The sequence below is a fragment of the Lysobacter stagni genome, from assembly GCF_030053425.1.
Classification (GTDB): domain Bacteria; phylum Pseudomonadota; class Gammaproteobacteria; order Xanthomonadales; family Xanthomonadaceae; genus Lysobacter_J; species Lysobacter_J stagni.
In genome coordinates this window covers 1,774,854-1,796,113 of record NZ_JASGBI010000001.1, presented here as the reverse complement: position 1 = coordinate 1,796,113, position 21,260 = coordinate 1,774,854, and the positions used below count along the sequence as shown (strand labels likewise).

Genomic DNA, 21,260 nt, shown 5'->3' with positions numbered 1-21,260 from the left:
CCGCGCCAGCTGAACCGGCGATGTTCCGACACGGCATCCGGACATCGGCCGCGGTGGTGGCCGGCCCCGGCGGCTAGACTATGCGCATGTCCGATTCCGCTCTCGATCTGCTGCGCCGCGTGTTCGGCCACAACGGCTTCCGCGGCGAACAGGCGCAGATCGTCGAGCGGCTGACCTCCGGCGGCGACGCTCTGGTCCTCATGCCCACCGGCGGCGGCAAGTCGCTGTGCTACCAGCTTCCGGCGCTGCTGCGCGAGGGCTGCGGGCTGGTGGTCTCGCCGTTGATCGCGCTGATGCAGGACCAGGTGGAAGGCCTGCGACAGCTGGGCGTGCGCGCGGCCTACCTGAACTCCACGCTGGACGCAGCCGCGGCCGCCGAGGTGGAACGGCAGTTGCTGTCGGGTGAGCTGGACCTGCTCTACGTGGCGCCCGAGCGCCTGCTCACCGCGCGCTTCCTCTCGCTCCTGGAGCGTGCGCGCATCGCGCTGTTCGCCATCGACGAAGCGCACTGCGTGTCGCAATGGGGACACGATTTCCGCCCCGAGTATCGCCAGCTCACGGTGCTGCACGAACGCTGGCCCGACATTCCGCGCATCGCACTCACCGCCACCGCGGATGCGCCGACGCGGCGCGAGATCGCCGAACGCCTGAACCTGGGGGACGCGCACCAGTTCGTCAGTTCCTTCGACCGTCCGAACCTGCGCTACCGCGTGGTGCACAAGGACGGCGGCGGCGTGCGCCAGTTGCTGGATTTCCTCGAAGGCCATCGCGGCGAAAGCGGCATCGTCTACGCGTTCTCGCGGCGTCGCGTGGAATCCGTGGCCGAGCAGTTGCAGGCGGCAGGCATCAACGCCCTGCCCTACCACGCCGGCATGGAGGCCTCGCTGCGCGCCGGAAACCAGCGGCGTTTCCTGCAGCAGGACGGCATCGTGATGGTGGCGACCATCGCCTTCGGCATGGGCATCGACAAGCCCGACGTGCGCTTCGTCGCACACGTGGACCTGCCCAAGTCGATCGAAGGCTATTACCAGGAAACCGGCCGCGCCGGACGCGACGGCGATGCCGCCGAGGTGTGGCTGAGCTACGGGTTGGGCGATGTGGTGAACCTGCGCCAGCTGATCCAGCAGGGCGATGCAGGCGAGGAACGCAAGCGGCTGGAGCTGGGCAAGCTGGATGCGCTGCTGGGTTATTGCGAATCCACTCAGTGTCGCCGGCAAGGTCTGCTCGGCTGGTTCGGCGAAGCGCACGGCGGGGCGTGCGGCAACTGCGACAACTGCCTGGACCCGCCGCAAAGCTGGGACGGCACGCAGGCCGCACGCAAGGCACTGTCGTGCGTGTACCGGACCGGGCAACGCTTCGGCGCGGGCCACGTGATCGACGTGCTGCGCGGCATGAACACCGACAAGGTGCAGCAATGGGGCCATGAGCGCCTCAGCACCTGGGCCATCGGCAACGACCTGGACGAGCGCCAATGGCGCGGCGTGTTCCGCCAACTGGTCGCCGCCGGCCTGCTGGAGGCCGACGTCGAACACCATGGCGCGCTGCGGCTGACCGCGGCAAGCGGCCCGGTGCTGCGCGGCGAGCGCGAACTGCGTTTCCGTCACGAGGCGGCCAAGCCGGCGCGTGGCCGCAAGGGACGCAAGAGCGGTACGTCCGCGCCGATGGTGGAGCTGGACCGCGACTCGCAGATCCGCTTCGACGCGCTGCGGGAATGGCGTTCGGCCACCGCGCGCGAGCAGAACATCCCGGCGTACGTGATCTTCCACGACAGCACCCTGCGTGCGATCGCCGAGGCCTCGCCGGACGACCTGGACGAGCTGTCCCGCATCCCGGGCATCGGCGCCAGCAAGCTCGACCGGTATGGCGAGGCGGTACTGCAGCACCTGTTCGACGCGGCCTGACACCGTTGGGCCGGTCATCACGCCCTCTCGTCGCCATCCTCGCGCCGCACACACATGAGCGGCCGTATAACGCCGGAAACCGCCACGTCAGGGTCGTGGAGGACACCATGGGCTTGTGCATCGAAGGCGGCTGCCTGTGCGGTGCCGTCCGTTACCGCGCCACGGCACCCCCGGTTTCCAGAAGCATCTGCCACTGCCGGACCTGCCGCCGTGCGAGCGGAGCGCCGTCGGTTGCCTGGTCCACGTTCCATATGGACGCGTTCGCCTTCATCGCCGGGACGCCGCTGTGGTACCAGTCTTCGCCCGAGGTGGTGCGCAGCTTCTGCGGAAACTGCGGCACGCCGCTGACGTATCGCCACGCCGACGACGTGGACACGCTCGACATCACCACCGCGTCGCTGGATTCGCCGGAGCAGTTTCCACCGACCAAGGAAACCTGGATCGAACACAAGCTGCCGTGGGAGCGACTGGACGAGGCCACGCGTCACTACCAGCGCAGCAGCACCAACAACGGATGATGCGGACACGAAAGGACACATGATGGATGAGGGGATTTTCGAGGGCGGTTGCCTGTGCGGCGCCGTCCGCTACCGCGCGAGCGCAGCGCCGATCCGTGGCGTGATCTGCCATTGCACGATGTGCCGGCGCCATTCCGGTGCGCCCGCGCTGGCGTTCGTGCATTTCCCGGCAGTCGCGTTCCAATGGATCGCCGCGCCACCGCGCTGGTACCGCACGTCTCCGTTCGCCGAACGCGGCTTCTGCGACACCTGCGGCAGCACGCTGGGCATGCGCGAGGAAGTGCTTCAGGACCGTGTGCAGGTGTGCGTCGGCAGTCTCGATTCACCGGAACAGGTGCGCATGGACGACCACGTGTGGACGCGTTCGCGCCTGCCCTGGTTCGACGTAGCCGACACGCTGCCGCGTTTCCAGGAAAGCAGTACCGCAGTGCCCAGCCGGGCCAACGACGCCGACTGACCGGGAAGAGTCGGATTCCTCCGATGGGGTCGTACGGGGTGGATCAACAGACTGTTGAGCCCTCCGTTCCGGCCTTTCCATCATGTTCGGCGCCCAGAATCCGGTCGCGCAGAAGCTCGCGATCCTTGCCCTTGCACTGGCCCTGGTCGGCACAGCGGCTTTCCGGCTCACCTTCGGAAACCGCACCCAGGCCTACCTGGACAACCCGAAGGCGGGCGACATCTATATGGTCCGGCTGGATGACCCAACGGCCGCACGTCATCGCACGTCGTTCTACACACTGGTGCAGGTGGATTCAGTGCAGGCCGACCGCGTCATCGCCCACGCGGTGCAGGAACGCTCGACCAGCAAGCGGCGCATCTACCGCGCGCTCGCCAAGGCCGTTGTCGACGGCGTCCCGCTCCAGGTCGGCGAATCCATCGCTTACCCACGGGCATCTCTGCTCGCTCTTCACACGAAAGGCGTCATCCTCGTTGCGAAACGGGGCCGCTCGTAAGGCCCAGAGGTGACCGCACATGACGAACGAAGGCGAAGCCCTGCGCGGCGTGGCGTTCTGGTTCGGGCTTGCGGCGCTGGCGCTCATGGTCGCCATCATCCGGGGCCTGGAAGGGCAGTCCGCGATACAGGCCGTGATCGTCTCGTCGGTGTGTCTGTTAACAGGCACGGCGTACGTCTTCTGGCTGCGTCGGATGCGCGCGTCGACCGCACTTGCCAACGGCACATCGAGGCGATGAAGCCGTGCCGCACGCGCATGATGCGGCGGCCTGCACCACTCAGCGAATCGCGTAACCCGCCAGGCGCCACACGCCGTCTTCGTCGTGGCGCAGCACCACCATCTCTTCCATGGGCGGGCCCGACGCGAAGCTGACGGCGAACACCGCACGTACGTAATGGGCGGCGTCTGTTCCGACTGAATCGAACCGCTCCACCTTGATCCAGCGTCGCGAGCGGGCGGCGCCACGCGTCCGCGTCTGTTCGGTGAGCGCTTCGACCTCCGCACCTCCCACGCTTTCACGCGTCGAACTCGACGCGCGCGACCATGCCCACGCGGCATCGTGTTCAATCGCCCGCGCAAGATGAAACGCCGCCCGCAACAAGCGGGCGGCGTCCCCATCCGGTGGCGGGGAATACGTCATGCGTCCCCGGGCTGGACCACCCGCCAGGTCAACGCACCCGCGATGGCACCGAAGATCGGCGCGACCCAGAACAGCCACAACTGCGACAACGCAGGCCCACCGATCACAAAGGCAATGCCCGCCGAGCGCGCCGGGTTCACCGAGGTGTTGGTCACCGGAATGCTGATGAGGTGGATCAGCACCAGCGCCAGACCAATCGCCAGCGGTGCGAAGCCGGCAGGCGCGCGAGCATGCGTGCTTCCCAGGATCACCACCAGGAACACCGCCGTCAGCACCGCTTCGACAATGAACGCCGCCATCAGCCCGTACCCGCCCGGCGAGAACGCGCCGTAGCCATTGCTCGCGAACGCACCCGGCGCGTTCGGATCGATGACGAAACCGGGCGCACCGGCCGCGATCAGCTTCAACAGACACCCGGCCGCCACGGCACCAATCAACTGCATCGCGATGTAAGGCAGCAGATCGCGCGCAGGAAAGCGACCAGCGGCCCACAGGCCGATGCTGACCGCCGGGTTGAAATGCGCCCCTGAAATCGGCCCGAGTGCATACGCGCCGGTCAGTACCGTCAGACCGAAGGCAAGCGACACACCCAGAAACCCGATTCCCACCGGGTTTCCAACGCCGCCGAAGTTCGCGGCCAACACGGCACTGCCGCAGCCGCCAAACACAAGCCAGAACGTGCCGATGAGTTCGGCCGTCATGCGCCGGGGGAGATTTGCCATCCTGAATGCCTCGCGGTCTGTTCGGTGCCCACCGGATGGGCCCGACTGGAAAGGAGCGGAGATTCTTTGCGGAAGCACCGGGACCGGCCATCAGAAGATTTCTGTCGCTGCGGCCCCACCTCTGCCGTGTTCTGGCCGCCCGCAGGAATCGTCGCGTTTGACGCTGCGTCGCGAAGCGGCTCTACTACGCGCCCCTGACATGACGGTGCCCCATGAACAAGTCCCAGCTCGCAGAATCCATCGCCGTGCAGTCGCAGCTGTCGAAGTCGCAGGCCGAATCGGCCATCAATGCGCTGATCGAATCCGTCACCCAGGCGCTGAAGAACGGCGAAGCGGTGACCATCCTCGGCTTCGGCACGTTCGAAGCACGCAACCGCGCCGGGCGTACCGGCCGCAATCCGCAGACCGGCGAGACCATCGAGATCGCCGCGTCGATCGTGCCGGCGTTCAAGCCCGGCAAGGCGCTGAAGGATGCGCTGTCGCTGAACGCTCCTACGAAGTAAGCGAATCGGCGATTAGAAGAAAGGCCGCCTTCGGGCGGCCTTTTTCTTTTGCACTTGCGGCACGGCAGTGCTGTTGCTCGTCATCAATCTCGTTGATGCAAATCTGATCAAACTCTGAAGTATCTGAGGCGGACGCTAGACCGTTCATCGCGATGACTGCGCGCATGTACACAGCCGCAGACGCGAGACATGCCACTCGGCGGACTAAGCAGACGATCGCGACTGTTGCCGCGCGAAGAATCGCCCGTCAGCTCTTATTGGGAATGGTGGGCCGTGATGGATTCGAACCATCGACCAGCGGATTAAAAGTCCGATGCTCTACCGACTGAGCTAACGGCCCACTTGTAGATCCATGCGCCCGCGGGTGCGGGTGCGACCCCGGCCTTGCGCCGGGGCGTGCATTCTAGCGCAGGCCGCCGTGAGGATGTGGCGACAGGCGCGGGGTGTTCAGACGTAGCGCGTCGGGTCGGCCACGCCGGCGGCGGCGAAGCCTTCGGCACGCAGGCGGCAGGCGTCGCAGTGACCGCAGGCACGACCTTCATCGTCGGCCTTGTAGCACGACACCGTCTGCGCGAAATCCACGCCCAGGCGCACGCCCTCGCGCACGATGTCGGCCTTGCTCATGAACTGCAGCGGCGCGTGCACGCGCAGGCCTGCGCCTTCCACGCCGGCCTTCGTCGCCAGGTTGGCGAGGTTCTCGAAGGCTTCGATGAACTCGGGACGGCAATCGGGGTAGCCGGAATAATCGACGGCGTTGACGCCGCAGAAGATGTCGTTGGCGCCCAGCACTTCGGCCCAGCCCAGCGCGACCGACAACATGATGGTGTTGCGTGCGGGGACGTAAGTGACGGGAATGGCGTCCTTGACGGCGTCCTGCCCCACGGCGTGTCCGTCGTCATCGGTCGGGACGCTGATGGACTCGTCGGTGAGTGCGGAGCCGCCGATGCTGCGCAGATCGACATTGACGGTCTTGTGCGCGACAGCGCCAAGCGTTTTGGCAACGCGGTCGGCGGCCTCGAGTTCGGAGGTATGTCGCTGGCCGTAGCGCACGCTGAGCGCGTGCACGGCATAGCCCTGCTCGCGTGCGATGGCGACGACGACGGCGGAGTCCATCCCGCCCGAAACAAGGACGACGGCGTTCTTCATGGTGTCTGTTTCCTTCGGGACGGCGGGCTCAGCGGCCCGGCTCGTCGTTCCAGAGAATCTTGTGCAACTGCAACTGGAACCTCACCGGCAGTTTGTCGGCGACGATCCAGTCGGCCAGATCGCTGGGTTTGATCTGGGTGAAGCTTGGCGAGAACAGCACGTCGCAGACATCGGTCAGGCGGTGCTGCGCGACGATGTCCTTCGCCCAGTCGTAGTCTTCCCGCGAACAGATCACGAACTTGACCTGGTCGTGCGGCGTGAGCAGCGGCAGGTTGGACCACAGGTTGCGGTGCACTTCCATCGAGTCGGGCGTCTTGATGTCGAGCACGCGCGACACGCGTTGGTCGACTTCGGCGATGTCGATGGCGCCGGAAGTTTCCAGCGAGACCTCGTAGCCGGCGTCGCACAGCTGTCGCAGCAGCCCGATGCAGCGCTTCTGCGCGAGCGGCTCGCCGCCGGTGACGCAGACATGGCGCGCGCCATGCGAGGCGACCTCGGCGAGGATGTCGTCGATCTGTCGCCATTCGCCGCCATGGAAGGCGTACGCGGTGTCGCAGTACTGGCAGCGCAAGGGGCAGCCGGTCAGGCGCACGAAGACGGTGGGCCAGCCGATGCTGCGGGCCTCGCCTTGCAGGGACAGGAAGATTTCGGTGATCCGCAGCCGCTCGGGCGACGCGGCGGCCGCATCGAGGGGGACGGCGTTCATGCGGGCATTTTACCGGATCGGGCTGTGCCCGTCGGGCTCAGCGGAGGCGACCGAGCTGGATCGCGTTGAGGCGGTCGCTGGCGGTGCGGGCGGCGTCGGTGCCGGGGTATTTGACGGACACGTCGGCGAGGGTGCGCTCGGCCGCTTCGACCTGCTTGAGGCTCAGCTGCGACAGGCCGACCTTGAGCATCGCGCCGGAGGCCTTGTCGTGCGTGGGATAGCGGTCCAACAGCGCCTGGAACTGCGTCTGCGCCATCTGGTAGTTCTGCGTGACGTAGTAGCTTTCGCCCAGCCAGTACAGCGCGTTGGGCGTGTAGGCGCCTTCGGGGTAGGTCTCGATGAAAGCCTGGAACTGACGCGCCGACTCGACGTAGTCGCCGCCCTTGAGTGCGTTGAAGGCGGCATCGTAGGCCGCTCGTTCGTCGGGGTTCCTGGCCAGCGCACCCTTGTCGCCGTAGACCGCCGGTGGGCGGTCCTTCGCGGAGGCGGACGGCGCAGCGGGCTTGGCCGGCTTGCCTGCGGGCGTGGCCGGGGCGGCATCGGCGGGCGGAACGGCCCCACCGGTTTCGAGCCGGTTGATGCGACCGTCCAGGTCCAGGTACTGGGCCTTGGAGCTCTGCAGCAGCTGCTGGTTCTGTTGCTGCAGCTCTTCCACCTGCGAACGCAGTGCCTGCACTTCGTTGCGCAGCTGGCTGACCTGGTTGAGCAGGTCGACGTTGCCCTGGTTGTTGGCGGCCTGCTGTTCGAGCGCGGAAACGCGATCGGCCAGGCTGGCGCGCTGCGCGGCGGCGGGCGCGGCGGCCACGAGGGCCGCCGCGAACGCTGCTGCAAGTAGGGACTTGCGGACCATCACGAGTCTCTACGACCGCTTACTTGGCGGTGTAGACGATCTCGACGCGACGGTTCTTGGCCCAGCAGTCCTCGTTCGAGTCCGTGCAGACCGGGCGCTCTTCGCCGTAGCTGGTCACGGTGATCTGGCTGGCCGAACCGCCGTTGGCCTGGATGGCCGACGACACGGCATTGCCGCGGCGCTCGCCCAGACCCAGGTTGTACTCGCGGCTGCCGCGCTCGTCGGCGTGGCCTTCGAGGGTCATGCGCGAGGACGGACGGTCACGCAGGTACTTGGCGTGGCAACCGACGATGGCCTGGAACTCCGGACGCAGGGTGTCCTGGTCGAAGTCGAAGTACACGACGCGCTGACGCAGGCAAGCGTCGGTGTCGAGGTCGTTCGGGCCGAACACGCCGGAGGTGGCGGGCTGTTCGGTCTGGACCGGCGGCGGCGGGGTGGTTTCAGCCGGCGCTTCTTCCTTGACCTTCTTGGTGCAGGCCACGGCTGCGGTGCAGAGCACGGCGGCGAGCAGGATACGAGTGGTGTTATTCATGGTTGTTCCTCGTCATTACGGGCGTGGGACAGTACGGGGCAAACTAGCGATACACCGCTTTCGTTAGATCAACGCGGCAAACGGAATGGCCCCCAGGCGGGCTCTCGCACGTCCCCATCAGCCAGCACCAGGCGCTGGCGCACCCGGGCATCGGACGAAACGGCGTAGAGCACGCCCCGGCGGCCCTCGCGCGCAGCATAAAGGATCAACGCACCATTAGGGGCAAAGCTAGGCGATTCGTCGAGGGAACCCGGCGAAAGTGTGCTCCAGCGCGCAGCCCCCAGAGTGCTGTCCATCAGCGCGATGCGATAGGTATTGCCTGCGCCCTGGGCCGTGGCGATTTTTTTGCCATCGGCCGACACGCTGGCGCTGGCGTTGTAGCTGCCCTGGAACGTGACGCGCGTTGCACTGCCACCACTCGACGGCACCGAGTAGATCTGCGGGCGACCACCACGATCGGACGTGAAGTAGATCGTGCTGCCGTCCGCGCTCCACGTCGGTTCGGTGTCGATGCTGAAATGATTGGTGAGCTGGTTCAACGATTTGCTGGCCAGGTCCATCACGTAGATCTCCGGATTACCGGTACGCGACAGTGTCAGCGCCAGACGACGACCGTCGGGCGAGAACGAAGGCGCGCCGTTGATGCCGCGATACTTCGCGACCAGCTCGCGGCTGCCCGAGGCGATGTTCTGGATGTAGATCGAGGAGCTGCCGCTCTCGAAGCTCACGTAGGCCAGGCGGTTGCCATCCGGGCTCCACGACGGCGACAGCAGGGGCTCGGGCGAACGCACGACGGTCTGCGGATTGAAACCGTCGGAGTCGGCGACCATCAGCGCGTACTGCGCGCCCTTGCCGGTACCGGTGGCGGTGACATACGCGATGCGGGTAAAGAACGCGCCACGCACGCCGGTGATCTTTTCATACACAGCGTCTGCGATCTGGTGCGCGACATCGCGCATCGCGTTGTTGCGAGCGGTCAGTGCGAAGCCAAGCAGCCGCTGCTGCTTGGCCACGTCGAACAGCTCGTACTCAACGCGGAAACTGCCGGCGCCGGCATCGAGCACACGACCGACGACGATGTAGTCCTGGTTGAGCGCGCGCCACGTCGGGTAGTTGATCTCGCCGCCGCGGGTGGGCTTTTCGACGATGTCGTTGAGCGGCAGCGGCCGGAACTGGCCGGAACGCGCGAGGTCGGCGGTGACCACCTGCGAAAGGTCCGTCTGCGGCGCGGTCGCGGTGCCCTGGTACGGCATGGGCACGACGGTGATGGGGAGCGCCGCGGCGTTGCCGCCGACGATGTCGATCTCGAGCCCCTGCTGGGCTGCGGCGGTCAGTGGCAGGAGGACGGCAAGCACGGAAGCCAGCCAGGCGAGGGATCGTTTCATCGGCACTCCAGTCGTACGGGCGTTCTTTCGAACGTTCGGTCCAGGGTCAATCCGTTCAGCTTTGTAATTGTTAGCAGCCGCAGGTGAACGCCGCCTCAAAGCTGAACCAGCCGGCGGCACGCCGCCGTCCCGGGAGCGCCAATCAGCGGTCCTGGGCGGTGAAGTTCAGCGTGAGGTCGCGGGCGAACACCTTCTCGAAGCCCGCGTACGGCAGCGGTTGGGCCTTGAGCACGGCGGCCTCGATCGAGCGACGGCCCTGCTCATCGTACGAGCAGGGCGATGACACTTCGGCGCTCATCACCTGCCCGCCCGGCAGCTGGCGGATCAGGAGGGTGCAGCGGGAGCCCACCGGAACGGTCTCCGGGCGGGTCCATTTGGCCAGGATGGCTTCCTGCAGGGCCGCGGCATAACGGGCCTTCAAGCCGGTATCCACCCCGTTGTTGCCGGGCGGAGGGCTGGCGTCGCTGCCAGAGTCGGTGGCGCCCTGGCGCGACCGGGCATCGGCGACCTGCTGCTGGCGCTGGGCCGCCAGATCGGTGGCACGCGCAGCGGCTGCGACCTCGCGCGAGGCGGCCTCACGCTTCTTGCGGATCTCGGCGATCTTCTGCTGGCGCTCCTGCTCCTGCTGCTCGGCCAGTCGGCGCTTCTGCTCGACTTCCTGCTGGCGCTTCTGCTCGGTCAGGTCGATCTGCTCCTGCTTGCGCTTGAGCTCCTGGGCCTTCTTCTCCTCGGCCGGCGTCGGGGTCGGCGTTTCGACCACGGCTTCCTGGTTTTGGGTATCCGGCACCGGGATGAAATCCTGCGGCTGCTGCTGCGGCTGTGCGACCGAATCCTGCGGAACGGGCTCGGGCACGGGCTGCGGAAGCGGGGCGGTCTCCTCCGGCGCCGGCGGAGGCGGCAGCTCGACCGGCTCCGGCAGGTTGCGCAGCGTGCGTTGCATGGCCGGCGACAGCGCGTTGGCGTCGATCAGCTCGGCGGTGACCGGCGAACCGGCGACCGACACGGGCGCCGTTGTGCGCGTCCACATCAGACCGGCGAACATCAGCCCGAACAGGATCAGGTGCAGCAGCAGCGCCCAGAGGATCGCCTGCGCGGTGTCGGCGCGCGTCTCCCGCATCAGCGGCGGCCCTGTGTGCTCTGGTCGGGCTGGCTCATCAGGCCGACCTTCTTGACGTTGGCGCTCTGCAGCAGCACCAGCGCGTCCATGATCTTCTGGTAGTTGACCTTGGCATCGCCCTGGACGAACACCGCTACGTCAGGGTTCTGCGACACGATGCCGCGCACCCGCGCCTGCAGCGCTTCGGCGGTGACGGCCTGGCTGTCGCCGGCCTTCAACGTCAGGAAGTAGTTGCCGGCCGAATCGACGCTGACGACGACCGGGTCCTTCTTCTCCTGGATCGACTTCGCGTTGGACTGCGGCAGGTCGACATCGACGCCCAGGTTCAACAGCGGCGCGGTGACCATGAAGATGATCAACAGCACCAGCATCACGTCGATGTACGGGACGACGTTGATTTCGGCTTTGAGTTTGCGCTTGCGATGGCGGCGTGCGGTGATCCCGGCCATGGCCTTCCTCAGATTGCCCGGCGCATCAGCGACCAGGGCGGCAGTTGAATAGTCCGCACATGGATGTGCGGGTTCTTGCGAGGGACTCGCATTACACCTCGTCAACCTGACGCTGCAGGATCGACGAGAACTCCTCGGAGAACGCGTCGTAGCGCACGGACATGCGCTCCACCTTGGTCGCGAAGCGGTTGTAGGCCCACACCGCCGGGATGGCGGCGAACAGGCCCATCGCGGTGGCGACCAGCGCCTCGGAGATGCCCGGCGCGACGGTGGCGATGGTCGCCTCCTTCATGTTGGCCAGGCCCTGGAACGAAATCATGATGCCCCACACCGTGCCGAACAGACCCACGTAAGGGCTGATCGAACCGACGTTGGCGAGGAATTCGAGGTTGTGTTCCAGCCCGTCGATCTCGCGCGAACCGGTCGCGCGCATGGCGCGCTGGGCGCCTTCGAGCTGCATGCGGCTATCGGCGCCACGGCGCTGGCGCAGGCGGCTGAACTCACGGAAGCCGGCTTCGAAGATCGCCTCAAGACCCGTGATGTCGCGGTTGCGCTCGGTCGCGCCCGCGTAGAGCTTGGACAGCTCCGCGCCCGACCAGAAGCGTTCCTCGAAGTGGTCGGCCTCGCGTGCGGCACGGTCGAGCACGCGCTTCTTGCGGAAGATGATCACCCACGAAGCGATCGAGCCGAACAACAGCAGCAGCATCACCAGCTGCACCGGGATGCTCGCGTGCAGCACGAGCTGGAGCAGGTTGAGGCTGGTGGCATCGTGCGGCGCGGTCGACAGCGCCTGCGCGGCCTGGCCCGCTGCGTTCGCGGCTTCTTCCGGCAGGGGCTCCACGGCGGTGGCCTGCAGCGCGGTCAACAATGGCGTCATGCTTGGTTCTCCGTGCCCGTCGCGCGGGACTGTGTGGCTTGCAACTTGGATTGGATTCTCACCGAGGCCGTTCGAGCGCCTTGAGCTCGTCCAGCAGCGGCGACGGGATCGCTCGCGGGCGGAAACCGCCGGCGTCGAGCGCGGCCACGCGCACCTGCGCGGTCAGCAGCAGCACGTCGCCGCGACGGATCTCCTGGACGAAGACCGCGCTGGCGCGGCGGCATTCGCTCAGTTCCGCAGTCACGGCCAGCGCGTCGTCCAGGCGCGCCGGCTTGAGGAAATCGAGCTGCATCGCGCGCACCGCGAACACCAGATCGTATTCGCGACGCAGGAGCTCCTGGCCGTATCCCTGGGCGCGCATCCACTCGGTGCGGGCACGCTCCAGGAAGGCCAGGTACTGCGCGTGATAGACCACCCCACCCGCGTCCGTATCTTCCCAATACACGCGTGTCGGCCAACTGAACGTCGCCTCAACCGTCACGACCGGTCTCCTCGAACAGCCCGCCACTGCTGGCCCGGGGCTGGAGCCCGATGTGCCGGTAGGCCTTGGGCGTGGCCATGCGGCCGCGTGCGGTGCGCACCAGATAGCCCTGCTGGATCAGGTAGGGCTCGATCACGTCCTCGAGCGTGCCACGCTCCTCGCTCAGCGCCGCGGCCAGCGATTCCACGCCGACCGGCCCACCGTCGAAGGACTGGATGATGGTGGTGATCAGGCGCCGGTCGAGGTCATCGAAGCCTTCCGGGTCGACCTTGAGCATGGACATCGCCGCATCGGCGACCTCGCGCGTGATATCCCCGCCGGCCCGCACCTGCGCGTAGTCGCGCACGCGGCGCAGCAGACGGTTGGCGATGCGCGGCGTGCCGCGCGAACGGCGCGCGATTTCTGCCGCGCCCTCGGGTTCGCAGGCGATGCCCAGGATCTGCGCGGAGCGGCGCACGATGCGGGTGAGTTCCTCGGCGTTGTAGAACTCCAGGCGCTGCACGATGCCGAAACGGTCGCGCAGCGGCGCGGTCAGCAGGCCGGCGCGCGTGGTGGCGCCGATCAACGTGAAGGGCGGCAGGTCGAGCTTGATCGAGCGTGCGGCCGGGCCTTCGCCAATCATGATGTCGATCTGGTAGTCCTCCATCGCCGGATAGAGGACTTCCTCGATCGCCGGCGACAGACGGTGGATCTCATCCACGAACAGCACGTCGTGCGGCTGCAGGTTGGTCAGCAACGCCGCCAGGTCGCCGGCCTTCTCGATCACCGGGCCCGAGGTCTGGCGCAGGTTCACGCCCAGCTCGTTGGCGATGACGTGGCTGAGCGTGGTCTTGCCCAGCCCGGGTGGGCCGAAGATCAGCACGTGGTCGAGCGCTTCGCCACGACCCTTGGCGGCCTCGATGTAGATCTTCATCTGCTCGCGCACCGGCTGCTGGCCGAGGTACTCGTCCAGACGCTTGGGACGGATCGAGGCCTCGATGGCCTCGTCCTCGCGCGTGGAGCCGGCGGCGATGATGCGTTGGTCGTTCATGGGCCTATGTTCGCACGCGCGCCCGGCCCGTCACAGCGACGTGCGACACGCCCTGCCCTGCGTCAGATCTCCACCTGCGCGCCCAGTTCCACCAGGCGGTTGCCGGGGATGCGGAAAAACCCCGTGGCCGGCGCGGCATTGCGGTGCATGAAGGCGAACAGGCGATCGCGCCAGATCGGCATGCCGCGATGGCGGCTGGCCACCACGGTCTCGCGGCTGGCGAAGTACGTGGTGTCCATCGGATCGAAGTAGGTGCCGCCGGCATCGCAGGAACGCATCAGCGCCAGCGGCACGTCGGGGACTTCCATGAAGCCGAAGCGCACCAGCACGCGGTAGAAGTCGTCGCCGATGGCCTCGATCTTCAGCCGCTTTTCCTTCGGCGAGTACGGGATGTTGAGCGTTTCCACCGTGAGGAACACGTTGCGCTCGTGCAGCACCTTGTTGTGCTTGAGGTTGTGCAGCAGCGCGTGCGGCACCACGCCCTTGTCGGCCGTCATGAAGATGGCCGTGCCCGGAACGCGCACGGGCGGCGCCAGCATCAGGCCGGGCAGGAAGGTATCCAGGTCGATACCTTCCTTGCGCACTTCCTCATGCAGCAGTTCGCGGCCGCGACGCCAGGTGCGCAGCAGGGTGAACACCACCAGGCCCAGCAGGAGCGGGAACCACGCGCCGTCGAAGAACTTCGCGCCGTTGGCGACCACGAAGCCCAGGTCGACCGCGAAGAAGACCAGGCACAGCGGCAGCACCCAGGTGCGCCAGCGCGGCCACAGCGCGCGTGCGACCAGCGCCAGCAGCAGCGTGTCGATCAGCATCGTCGCCGACACCGAGATGCCGTAGGCCGTGGCCAGCGCGGTGGAGCTGCGGAACATCAGCACCACCACCAGCACCGTCACCATCAGCAGCCAGTTGATGTACGGCACGTAGATCTGGCCGATGGTCTCGTGCGAGGTGTGCTTGATCTGCATGCGCGGCAGGAAGCCCAGCTGCATCGCCTGGCGCGCCACGGAGTACGCGCCAGTGATGACCGCCTGCGAGGCGATCACCGCGGCCATCGTCGCCAGTACGATCATCGGGTACAGCGCCCACGGCGGCACCGCTTCGAAGAACGGGTTCTTCACCGCTTCCGGATGCGCCAGCACGAACGCGCCCTGCCCCAGGTAGTTCAGCGTCAGGCACGGCAGGACGAGGAAGTACCAGGAATGACGGATCGGACGCGGGCCGAAGTGGCCCATGTCGGCGTACAGCGCCTCGCCGCCGGTCACGGCCAGCACCACCACGCCCAGGATCATCACCGACAGGGCGCCGTGCGACGCGAAGAAACGCATGCCCCACATCGGATTGAGCGCCTGGATGACCTCCGGCGCCTTGACGATGTTGTACAGGCCGATCAGCGCCAGCGAGAAGAACCACACCAGCATCACCGGACCGAACACGCGGCCCACCTTGTCGGTGCCGAAGCGCTGCGCAAGGAACACCAGAACCAGGATCACCACCGACAACGGCACGATGAAGCGGTGCAGCCCCGGCGCGGCGATCTCAAGGCCTTCGACCGCGCCCAGCACGGTGATCGCCGGCGTGATCACGCTGTCGCCGAAGAACAGCGATGCACCGAAGATGCCCAGGATGCCCACCACGTAGGCCGAACGCGACCCCTTGGCCAGCGTGCGCTGGGCCAGCGCCATCAGCGCCATGATGCCGCCCTCGCCCTGGTTGTCGGCGCGCATGATGATGGTGACGTACTTCAGCGTCACCACGATCATCAGCGCCCAGAACACCAGCGACAGCATGCCCAGGACGGTCGCCTGGTCGACCACCATGCCCAGTTGCTTGGCGAAGTGCGGCGAGAACGCCTCCTTCAGCGTGTACAGCGGACTGGTACCGATGTCGCCGAAGACGACGCCGATCGCGCCGACCATCAGGCTGGCGAGCCCCTGCTTGCCATGGCCGGGGTGGCCGTGGACGGCGGGCGATGAGGGAACGGAACTGGACATGGAAGGCGTCTGCGTCGGGCCGCCGGAACGGCCGGGGCTCAGCGAAGCGCGGACTTTAGCGCTTTACGGATGATGGTGGCGGCGTCGTCGCCCTCGGCGGTGGCTTCGCGCGCCATGCGAGAAGCCTCGGCCGGCTTGTAACCCAGCTGTTGCAGGGCGATGACGGCTTCGCTCTGCGGGTCGTGCGCACCGCCGGGGGCGGACAGCGTGGCGCCTACGCCGGCCAGGTCGGCGGCTCGGTCGCGCAGTTCCACGACCATGCGTTCGGCGGTCTTCTTGCCGATGCCGGGAATGCGGGTCAACGCCGTGATGTCGCCGGACTGGACCAACCGTGCGAATTCGTCCACCGACACGCCCGAAAGCACCGCCAGCGCGATCTTCGCACCGATGCCGGACACCTTCTGCACGTCGCGGAACAGGCGGCGCTCGCCCTCGCGCAGGAAGCCGTACAGCGAGACGCTGTCTTCCTTCTGCGCGTAATGGGTGAACAACGACACCTCGCGGCCCAGGTCGGGCAGGTCGTAGAAGGTGCTCATGGGCGCTTCGAGTTCGTAGCCGACGCCATGGACGTCGACGACCAGCCAGGGTGGCTGCTTGAGGACCAGAGTGCCTTTCAGACGACCGATCATGCTCCACGTCTCCGCAACAGCGCAGTGGAAAGGCCCGTGCGCGCCGCCGTGGCGCTCATGTGGGCATGGGTAAGCGCCACCGCAAGGGCATCGGCGGCGTCGGCCTGCAGTTTCACTTCGGGCAGATTCAGCAGCAGCCGCACCATGTGCTGGATCTGCTGCTTGTCGGCCGCACCGCGACCGACCAGCGACTGCTTGATCACGCGCGGCGCATATTCGCTGATCGGAATGCGCCGGCGCACCACCGTGGCCAGCGCCGCGCCGCGGGCGTGGCCCAGCTTCAGGGCGGACGTCGCCGACTTGTCCATGAAGACGGTCTCGATGGCCACCTGCTGCGGCTGCCATTGGTCCAGCACCGCCTCCAGCCCCTCGCACAGCAGGCCCAGGCGCGACGGGAAATCCTCCGCGTCCAGCAGCTTCAGCGCCTGTGCGTGCACGTAGGTGCAGCGCCCGTCGGCGGCGACGTCGATGACGCCGATGCCGGTGCGCTGGGAGCCGGGGTCGATACCCAGGATTCGGATCACGTCGTCAGCCTACGCCACGGATCAAGCGTAGGCATCCTCGCCGAGGTCGGCGTTGGAATACACGTTCTGGACGTCGTCCATGTCTTCCAGCCAGCGCAACAGCTTGACCACCTGCTGCGCGGTCTCGCCGCCCACGGCGATGTCGTTGTCGGCGCGCAGCGTTACCTCGGCGATGTCCGCCTTGAGTCCCGCGCCTTCCATTGCGGCCTTGACCGCAGCGAAGCCGTCCGGCGCGGTCACCACGTCGATGGCGCCGTCGTCGTAGACCACCACGTCGTCCGCGCCGGCCTCGATGGCCAGCTCGGTGATCTTCTCCTCGTCGGCGCCGGCGGCGAAGGACAGCACGCCGAGCTTCCTGAACATGAAGGACACCGAGCCGTCGGTACCGAGGTTGCCGCCGAACTTTCCGAACGCGTGGCGCACGTCGGCGACGGTGCGGACCTTGTTGTCGGTCAGGCAGTCGACGATGACGGCGACACCGCCGGGGGCGTAGCCCTCGTAACGGATCTCCTCGTACTCCACGCCTTCCAGCTCGCCGGTGGCCTTCTTGATGGCGCGCTCGATCACGTCCTTGGACATGTTGACCGCCAGCGCCTTGTCGACCGCCGCGCGCAGGCGCGGATTGCCCCCGGGATCGCCTCCACCGCCGCGAGCGGCCACGCCGATCTCGCGAATGATCTTGGTGAAGATCTTGCCGCGCTGCGCGTCGACCGCGTTCTTGCGGGCCTCGATGGAGGGACCTCTACCCATGGAATCTTCCGGCTGGAGCTTTCGAAGCCGGGAATTTTACTCGATTGGACGCGCCTCGCCCGAGAGATGGAAGCGCCCATGGCGAAAGAACGACGCCGCCAGCCCCGCGACTTCGGGCGACAGCAGCAGCCCGGTGTGGCTGGTGGCCACGACCGTGTGGTCGGCCACCCCCGACAGGCAGGTCTCGGCGACCGCCACCGTGCCATCGTTGGCATCGAGGAAATGCCCGAAATAGCGGCCCAGTCCCAGTGGCGTGGTGCCTGCCACCACGCCCACCTGCGCCGTTCCGCGCCAGGGATGGCAGCCGCGGCGCAGCAGGTCGGCGCTGTGCCCCAGCGAAGCAGCGCTCCACGCGTATCCGGCCAGTCCCGCCGCCGCCCCGCTCCCGCATAGCGGCGAGCCCAGGCAGACCACGCGCGGCACGGGCAGGTCCGGATGGCGCTCCAGCGTGGTCAGCGTGACCAGCCCGCCCAGGCTGTGGGCCAGGACATGCGAGGGCCGATCGCGCAGGCGTCGCGCGAGCCGCGGGATCGCGGCCTCCGGCCCGCCGGCGATCGTGGCGTAACCGAAGGACTCGGGGATGAATCCCGCCCGGCGCAGGCGCGCGGCGATCCAGTGCATGGACAGCCGCGGCATCCACAGGCCGTGGAGGAGGAGGACGTGATCGGTCTCGGCGGTGCTCATGCCCGCATGGTGCACGAGCCGGCCGCCGGACAGGAACCGGGCGCTATCGCGCCTGGCGACGCAGGATGAACTCATGGTCGCGGACGTTGCCCACGACGAAATCGTAGGCGCCCACGCGTTCGAAGCCGTGCCGCTCGTAGAAGCGTTGCGCGCCGAAGTTCTCGCTCCACACGCCGATCCACAGCGTGCGCGGGCCAGTGCGCTGCAGCCATTGCATGGCCGCTTCGAACAGACGACCGCCCCAGCCGCCGTTCTGGTGCGCGCGCAGCACATACAGGCGCTTGAGTTCGCCATCGCCCGGGGCAACGTCCGCGTGCGGCAGCGTGCATGCGCCAGCGGTCGCGTAACCGACCGCCACCCCGTCCGTTTCGAGCACCCAGGTGGCGTAATCGGGGTCTTCCAGCAACGAGGCCCACGCGTCTACCGCGTAGGCCTCGTCGAGGAACGTCGCAAGATCGTCCGGCGGGTAGAGGTGGCCGAACGTCTGCGTGAAGCAGGCAGTGGACAGCGCCGACAACGCGTCGGCATCCGCCGGCACGGCGCGGCGCAGCTCCATGCTTAGTTGTCTTCCTCTTCGTCCTCGTCGGACTCTTCCTCGCCTTCTTCGTCTTCCTCGGCGTCCTCGTCTTCTTCCTCGTACTCGTCGCCGAAATCCTCACCGTCCCAGCGGAACTGGTCGTCGGCCACGAACGCCATCGACACCTGCCCACCGCTCGTGCGCGTGCGCACCAGCCAGCCGCCGAACACCTGCGCGCGCTCGGTCGTCAGGCCCGCGCCTTCGGACGAACCGGTTTCGCCCAGCAGTTCCCACTCGAGATCAAAAGCCACTTCAGTCATTTCGTTTTACTTCCCTTCTTTGGGTCGAACCTGGATGTGAACTTCCGCCAGCTGCACGTCCGGCACCGGCGACGGGGCGCCGGTCATCAGGCACTGCGCGGAGGTGGTCTTCGGGAAAGCGATCACGTCGCGGATCGACTCGGTGCCCGCCATCAGCGCGGCGATGCGGTCGATGCCGAAAGCGATGCCGCCGTGCGGCGGCGCGCCGAACTTGAGCGCGTCTAGCAGGAAGCCGAACTTGCCTTCGGCCTCTTCCGCGCCGATGCCCAGCAGCTCGAACACCGCCGACTGCATCTGCGAGTTGTGGATGCGGATGGAGCCACCGCCGATCTCGTTGCCGTTGAGCACCATGTCGTAGCCGCGCGACACCGCGGTCTTCGCGTTCGCGCGCAGGTCTTCGATGGAATCCACGGCCGGCGCGGTGAAGGGATGATGCAGGGCGACGTAGCGGCCCTCCTCCTCGTCCCACTCGAACATCGGGAAATCGGTGACCCACAGCGGCGCCCAGCCCGGCGCCACCAGGCCCAGGTCCTTGCCCAGCTTCAGGCGCAGCGCGCCCATGAAGTCGCTGGCAGACTTGTACGTGGCCGCACCGAAGAAGATGGCGTCGCCGGTGGTCGCGCCGGTGGCCTGCACGATGGCTGCCAGCGTCGCGTCGTCGAGGAACTTGGCGATGGGCGAGCTGATGCCGTCTCGGCCCTTCGAGGCGTCGTCGATCTTCATCCACGCCAGGCCCTTGGCGCCGTACTTGCCTGCGTAGGCGGCGTAGTCGTCGATCTGCTTGCGCGAGAACTGCGCGCCACCCGGGGTGCGCAGCGCGACCACGCGGCCGTCCTCATGGTTGGCCCAGTCGGTGAAGACCTTGAACTCGCAGTTCTTCACCAGTTCGGCAATGTCGGTGAATTCCATCGCGATGCGCAGGTCCGGCTTGTCCGAACCGTAGCGGCGCATCGCTTCGGCGTAGGTCATGCGCGGGAACTGCGCCGCCAGCTCGACGTCGACGACTTCGCGGAACACCTCGCGGATCATCGCCTCGACCGTGTCCTGCACGTCGCGTTCGGAGACCCACGCGAACTCCATGTCGAGCTGGGTGAACTCGAGCTGGCGGTCGGCACGCAGCGCTTCGTCGCGGAAGCAGCGCGCGATCTGGTAGTAGCGGTCGAAGCCCGCCATCATCAGGATCTGCTTGAACAGCTGCGGCGACTGCGGCAGCGCGTAGAACTCGCCCGGGTGCATGCGCGCCGGCACGAGGAAGTCGCGCGCGCCTTCCGGCGTGGCCTTGGTCAGGATCGGCGTCTCGATGTCCTGGAAGCCCTTCGCGTCGAGATGGCGGCGCAGCGCCTGCACCAGCTTGATGCGCGTGCGCATCATCTTCTGCATCTCGGGGCGGCGCATGTCGAGGTAGCGGTACTTCAGGCGGATGTCTTCGCCCGGGTTCTCGTGCGCGTGGAACGGCAGCGGCTCGGCCTTGTTCAGCACCTCGATCTTCACCGCGACCACTTCGACCTGGCCGGTCTTGATCTTGTTGTTGACCGACTCGCGCTTGCGTACCACGCCGGTGATGCGCAGGCAGTCCTCGTAGCCCACCTGGGCGGCGGTCGCGAGCACGGCGGCATTGGCCTCGCCAGCGCCCAGCTCCGGGTCGGTCGTCGGCTCGGCCACGATCTGCACGATGCCTTCATGGTCGCGCAGGTCGATGAAGCACAGGCCGCCGAGGTTGCGGGCGACGTCGGCCCAGCCGCACAGGGTGACGGTCTGGCCGATCAGGGCCTCGTCGACGAGGCCGCAGAAATGGGTACGCATGGGGGCTCCGGGTGTGCACGGTCCGGCCTGCGGGCCGGAGAACTGCGCATTCTAGCGGCACCGCGCGGAGGCTGCCCCGCCGATTCGCCCTGACGATGCCTGCACGGGCCGCGCGCTATAGAGGACGCGGGTCGGGACGACCTCCGGGGCAGGCTTCCACCTCCCCGGAAAAAAGTCCGGATGACCGCTCAAGTTTTCCTCAGGGCGGCCGATGCAGGGGCGAGACCCGGAA

The 21,260-nt window shown here is 67.2% G+C and carries 26 protein-coding genes, 1 tRNA gene and 1 pseudogene; 6 read left to right on the top strand and 22 right to left on the bottom strand.

What is annotated here, in order from left to right; all coding sequences use genetic code 11:
- Positions 1-86 precede the first annotated feature (86 nt).
- From recQ to QLQ15_RS08150, 5 genes are all read left to right on the top strand, one after another.
- Positions 87-1,901 carry a DNA helicase RecQ gene (recQ, locus tag QLQ15_RS08170; RefSeq protein WP_283212324.1) on the top strand — a complete coding sequence of 605 codons (1,815 nt, stop codon included), beginning with the start codon at positions 87-89 and terminating at the stop codon, positions 1,899-1,901.
- 107 nt (positions 1,902-2,008) lie between these two features.
- Positions 2,009-2,419 carry a GFA family protein gene (locus QLQ15_RS08165; protein ID WP_283212323.1) on the top strand — a complete coding sequence of 137 codons (411 nt, stop codon included), beginning with the start codon at positions 2,009-2,011 and terminating at the stop codon, positions 2,417-2,419.
- A gap of 22 nt (positions 2,420-2,441) precedes the next feature.
- On the top strand, positions 2,442-2,876 hold the full coding sequence (locus QLQ15_RS08160; RefSeq protein WP_283212322.1) for a GFA family protein: 435 nt from the start codon (positions 2,442-2,444) through the stop codon (positions 2,874-2,876).
- Positions 2,877-2,958: 82 nt separating this feature from the next.
- Positions 2,959-3,372: a hypothetical protein gene (locus tag QLQ15_RS08155; RefSeq protein WP_283212321.1), complete on the top strand. Its 414-nt coding sequence runs from the start codon at positions 2,959-2,961 to the stop codon at positions 3,370-3,372.
- Between the two features lie 19 nt (positions 3,373-3,391).
- Positions 3,392-3,610, top strand: a complete 219-nt coding sequence (locus tag QLQ15_RS08150; protein ID WP_283212320.1) for a hypothetical protein — start codon at positions 3,392-3,394, stop codon at positions 3,608-3,610.
- A 39-nt stretch (positions 3,611-3,649) separates the two neighbouring features.
- On the opposite strand, the gene QLQ15_RS08145 is transcribed toward QLQ15_RS08150, so the two are convergent.
- On the bottom strand, positions 3,650-4,012 hold the full coding sequence (locus QLQ15_RS08145; protein ID WP_283212319.1) for a DUF4019 domain-containing protein: 363 nt from the start codon (positions 4,010-4,012) through the stop codon (positions 3,650-3,652).
- Positions 4,009-4,734 (bottom strand): aquaporin Z, encoded by a 726-nt coding sequence (aqpZ, locus tag QLQ15_RS08140; protein ID WP_283213967.1) that lies wholly within the window; start codon positions 4,732-4,734, stop codon positions 4,009-4,011. The genes QLQ15_RS08145 and aqpZ overlap by 4 nt, the downstream gene beginning before the upstream one ends.
- 212 nt (positions 4,735-4,946) lie before the next feature.
- On the opposite strand from aqpZ, the gene QLQ15_RS08135 reads away from it, so the two are divergent.
- Entirely contained in the window at positions 4,947-5,237 is a 291-nt protein-coding gene (locus tag QLQ15_RS08135) for an HU family DNA-binding protein (protein ID WP_283212318.1), read from the top strand.
- On the opposite strand, the gene QLQ15_RS08130 is transcribed toward QLQ15_RS08135, so the two are convergent.
- From QLQ15_RS08130 to aspS, 20 genes and pseudogenes are all read right to left on the bottom strand, one after another.
- Positions 5,227-5,403, bottom strand: coding sequence for a hypothetical protein (locus QLQ15_RS08130; RefSeq protein ID WP_283212317.1), 177 nt, complete (start codon positions 5,401-5,403; stop codon positions 5,227-5,229). The genes QLQ15_RS08135 and QLQ15_RS08130 overlap by 11 nt on opposite strands.
- A 98-nt stretch (positions 5,404-5,501) precedes the next feature.
- A tRNA-Lys gene (locus QLQ15_RS08125) sits at positions 5,502-5,577 on the bottom strand.
- Between the two features lie 107 nt (positions 5,578-5,684).
- A pseudogene (gene queC, locus QLQ15_RS08120) lies at positions 5,685-6,395 on the bottom strand (7-cyano-7-deazaguanine synthase QueC); the annotation flags it as partial.
- A 16-nt stretch (positions 6,396-6,411) separates the two neighbouring features.
- Complete coding sequence (gene queE / locus QLQ15_RS08115) at positions 6,412-7,089, bottom strand: 7-carboxy-7-deazaguanine synthase QueE (RefSeq protein WP_283212316.1); 678 nt, start codon at positions 7,087-7,089, stop codon at positions 6,412-6,414.
- 37 nt (positions 7,090-7,126) lie between these two features.
- Entirely contained in the window at positions 7,127-7,939 is an 813-nt protein-coding gene (ybgF, locus tag QLQ15_RS08110; RefSeq protein WP_283212315.1) for a tol-pal system protein YbgF, read from the bottom strand.
- 19 nt (positions 7,940-7,958) lie between these two features.
- Positions 7,959-8,471 carry a peptidoglycan-associated lipoprotein Pal gene (gene pal / locus QLQ15_RS08105; RefSeq protein ID WP_283212314.1) on the bottom strand — a complete coding sequence of 171 codons (513 nt, stop codon included), beginning with the start codon at positions 8,469-8,471 and terminating at the stop codon, positions 7,959-7,961.
- Between the two features lie 68 nt (positions 8,472-8,539).
- Positions 8,540-9,856, bottom strand: coding sequence for a Tol-Pal system beta propeller repeat protein TolB (tolB, locus tag QLQ15_RS08100; protein ID WP_283212313.1), 1,317 nt, complete (start codon positions 9,854-9,856; stop codon positions 8,540-8,542).
- Between the two features lie 142 nt (positions 9,857-9,998).
- Positions 9,999-10,973, bottom strand: coding sequence for a cell envelope integrity protein TolA (gene tolA / locus QLQ15_RS08095; protein ID WP_283212312.1), 975 nt, complete (start codon positions 10,971-10,973; stop codon positions 9,999-10,001).
- On the bottom strand, positions 10,973-11,422 hold the full coding sequence (tolR, locus tag QLQ15_RS08090; RefSeq protein WP_283212311.1) for a protein TolR: 450 nt from the start codon (positions 11,420-11,422) through the stop codon (positions 10,973-10,975). Before tolR ends, tolA begins: the two co-directional genes overlap by 1 nt.
- Positions 11,423-11,513: 91 nt before the next feature.
- Positions 11,514-12,299, bottom strand: a complete 786-nt coding sequence (gene tolQ / locus QLQ15_RS08085) for a protein TolQ (RefSeq protein WP_283212310.1) — start codon at positions 12,297-12,299, stop codon at positions 11,514-11,516.
- A gap of 58 nt (positions 12,300-12,357) precedes the next feature.
- Entirely contained in the window at positions 12,358-12,807 is a 450-nt protein-coding gene (ybgC, locus tag QLQ15_RS08080; protein WP_432277788.1) for a tol-pal system-associated acyl-CoA thioesterase, read from the bottom strand.
- A complete protein-coding gene (gene ruvB, locus QLQ15_RS08075) occupies positions 12,770-13,810 on the bottom strand; it encodes a Holliday junction branch migration DNA helicase RuvB (RefSeq protein WP_283212308.1) in 1,041 nt (346 codons plus the stop codon). Before ruvB ends, ybgC begins: the two co-directional genes overlap by 38 nt.
- 62 nt (positions 13,811-13,872) lie before the next feature.
- Complete coding sequence (locus QLQ15_RS08070; protein ID WP_283213966.1) at positions 13,873-15,726, bottom strand: potassium transporter Kup; 1,854 nt, start codon at positions 15,724-15,726, stop codon at positions 13,873-13,875.
- A 113-nt stretch (positions 15,727-15,839) separates the two neighbouring features.
- Positions 15,840-16,430, bottom strand: coding sequence for a Holliday junction branch migration protein RuvA (gene ruvA / locus QLQ15_RS08065; protein WP_283212307.1), 591 nt, complete (start codon positions 16,428-16,430; stop codon positions 15,840-15,842).
- Positions 16,427-16,954, bottom strand: coding sequence for a crossover junction endodeoxyribonuclease RuvC (ruvC, locus tag QLQ15_RS08060; RefSeq protein ID WP_283212306.1), 528 nt, complete (start codon positions 16,952-16,954; stop codon positions 16,427-16,429). The genes ruvA and ruvC overlap by 4 nt, the downstream gene beginning before the upstream one ends.
- A gap of 21 nt (positions 16,955-16,975) precedes the next feature.
- The gene (locus QLQ15_RS08055; RefSeq protein WP_283212305.1) at positions 16,976-17,704 is read right to left on the bottom strand and encodes a YebC/PmpR family DNA-binding transcriptional regulator; all 729 of its coding nucleotides are present in this window, start codon (positions 17,702-17,704) and stop codon (positions 16,976-16,978) included.
- A gap of 36 nt (positions 17,705-17,740) precedes the next feature.
- Positions 17,741-18,388: an esterase/lipase family protein gene (locus QLQ15_RS08050; RefSeq protein ID WP_283212304.1), complete on the bottom strand. Its 648-nt coding sequence runs from the start codon at positions 18,386-18,388 to the stop codon at positions 17,741-17,743.
- Between the two features lie 43 nt (positions 18,389-18,431).
- On the bottom strand, positions 18,432-18,944 hold the full coding sequence (locus QLQ15_RS08045) for a GNAT family N-acetyltransferase (RefSeq protein ID WP_283212303.1): 513 nt from the start codon (positions 18,942-18,944) through the stop codon (positions 18,432-18,434).
- A gap of 2 nt (positions 18,945-18,946) precedes the next feature.
- Positions 18,947-19,225 carry a DNA primase gene (locus QLQ15_RS08040; RefSeq protein WP_283212302.1) on the bottom strand — a complete coding sequence of 93 codons (279 nt, stop codon included), beginning with the start codon at positions 19,223-19,225 and terminating at the stop codon, positions 18,947-18,949.
- A 6-nt stretch (positions 19,226-19,231) separates the two neighbouring features.
- Positions 19,232-21,028 (bottom strand): aspartate--tRNA ligase, encoded by a 1,797-nt coding sequence (gene aspS, locus QLQ15_RS08035; protein WP_283212301.1) that lies wholly within the window; start codon positions 21,026-21,028, stop codon positions 19,232-19,234.
- Positions 21,029-21,260 lie beyond the last annotated feature (232 nt).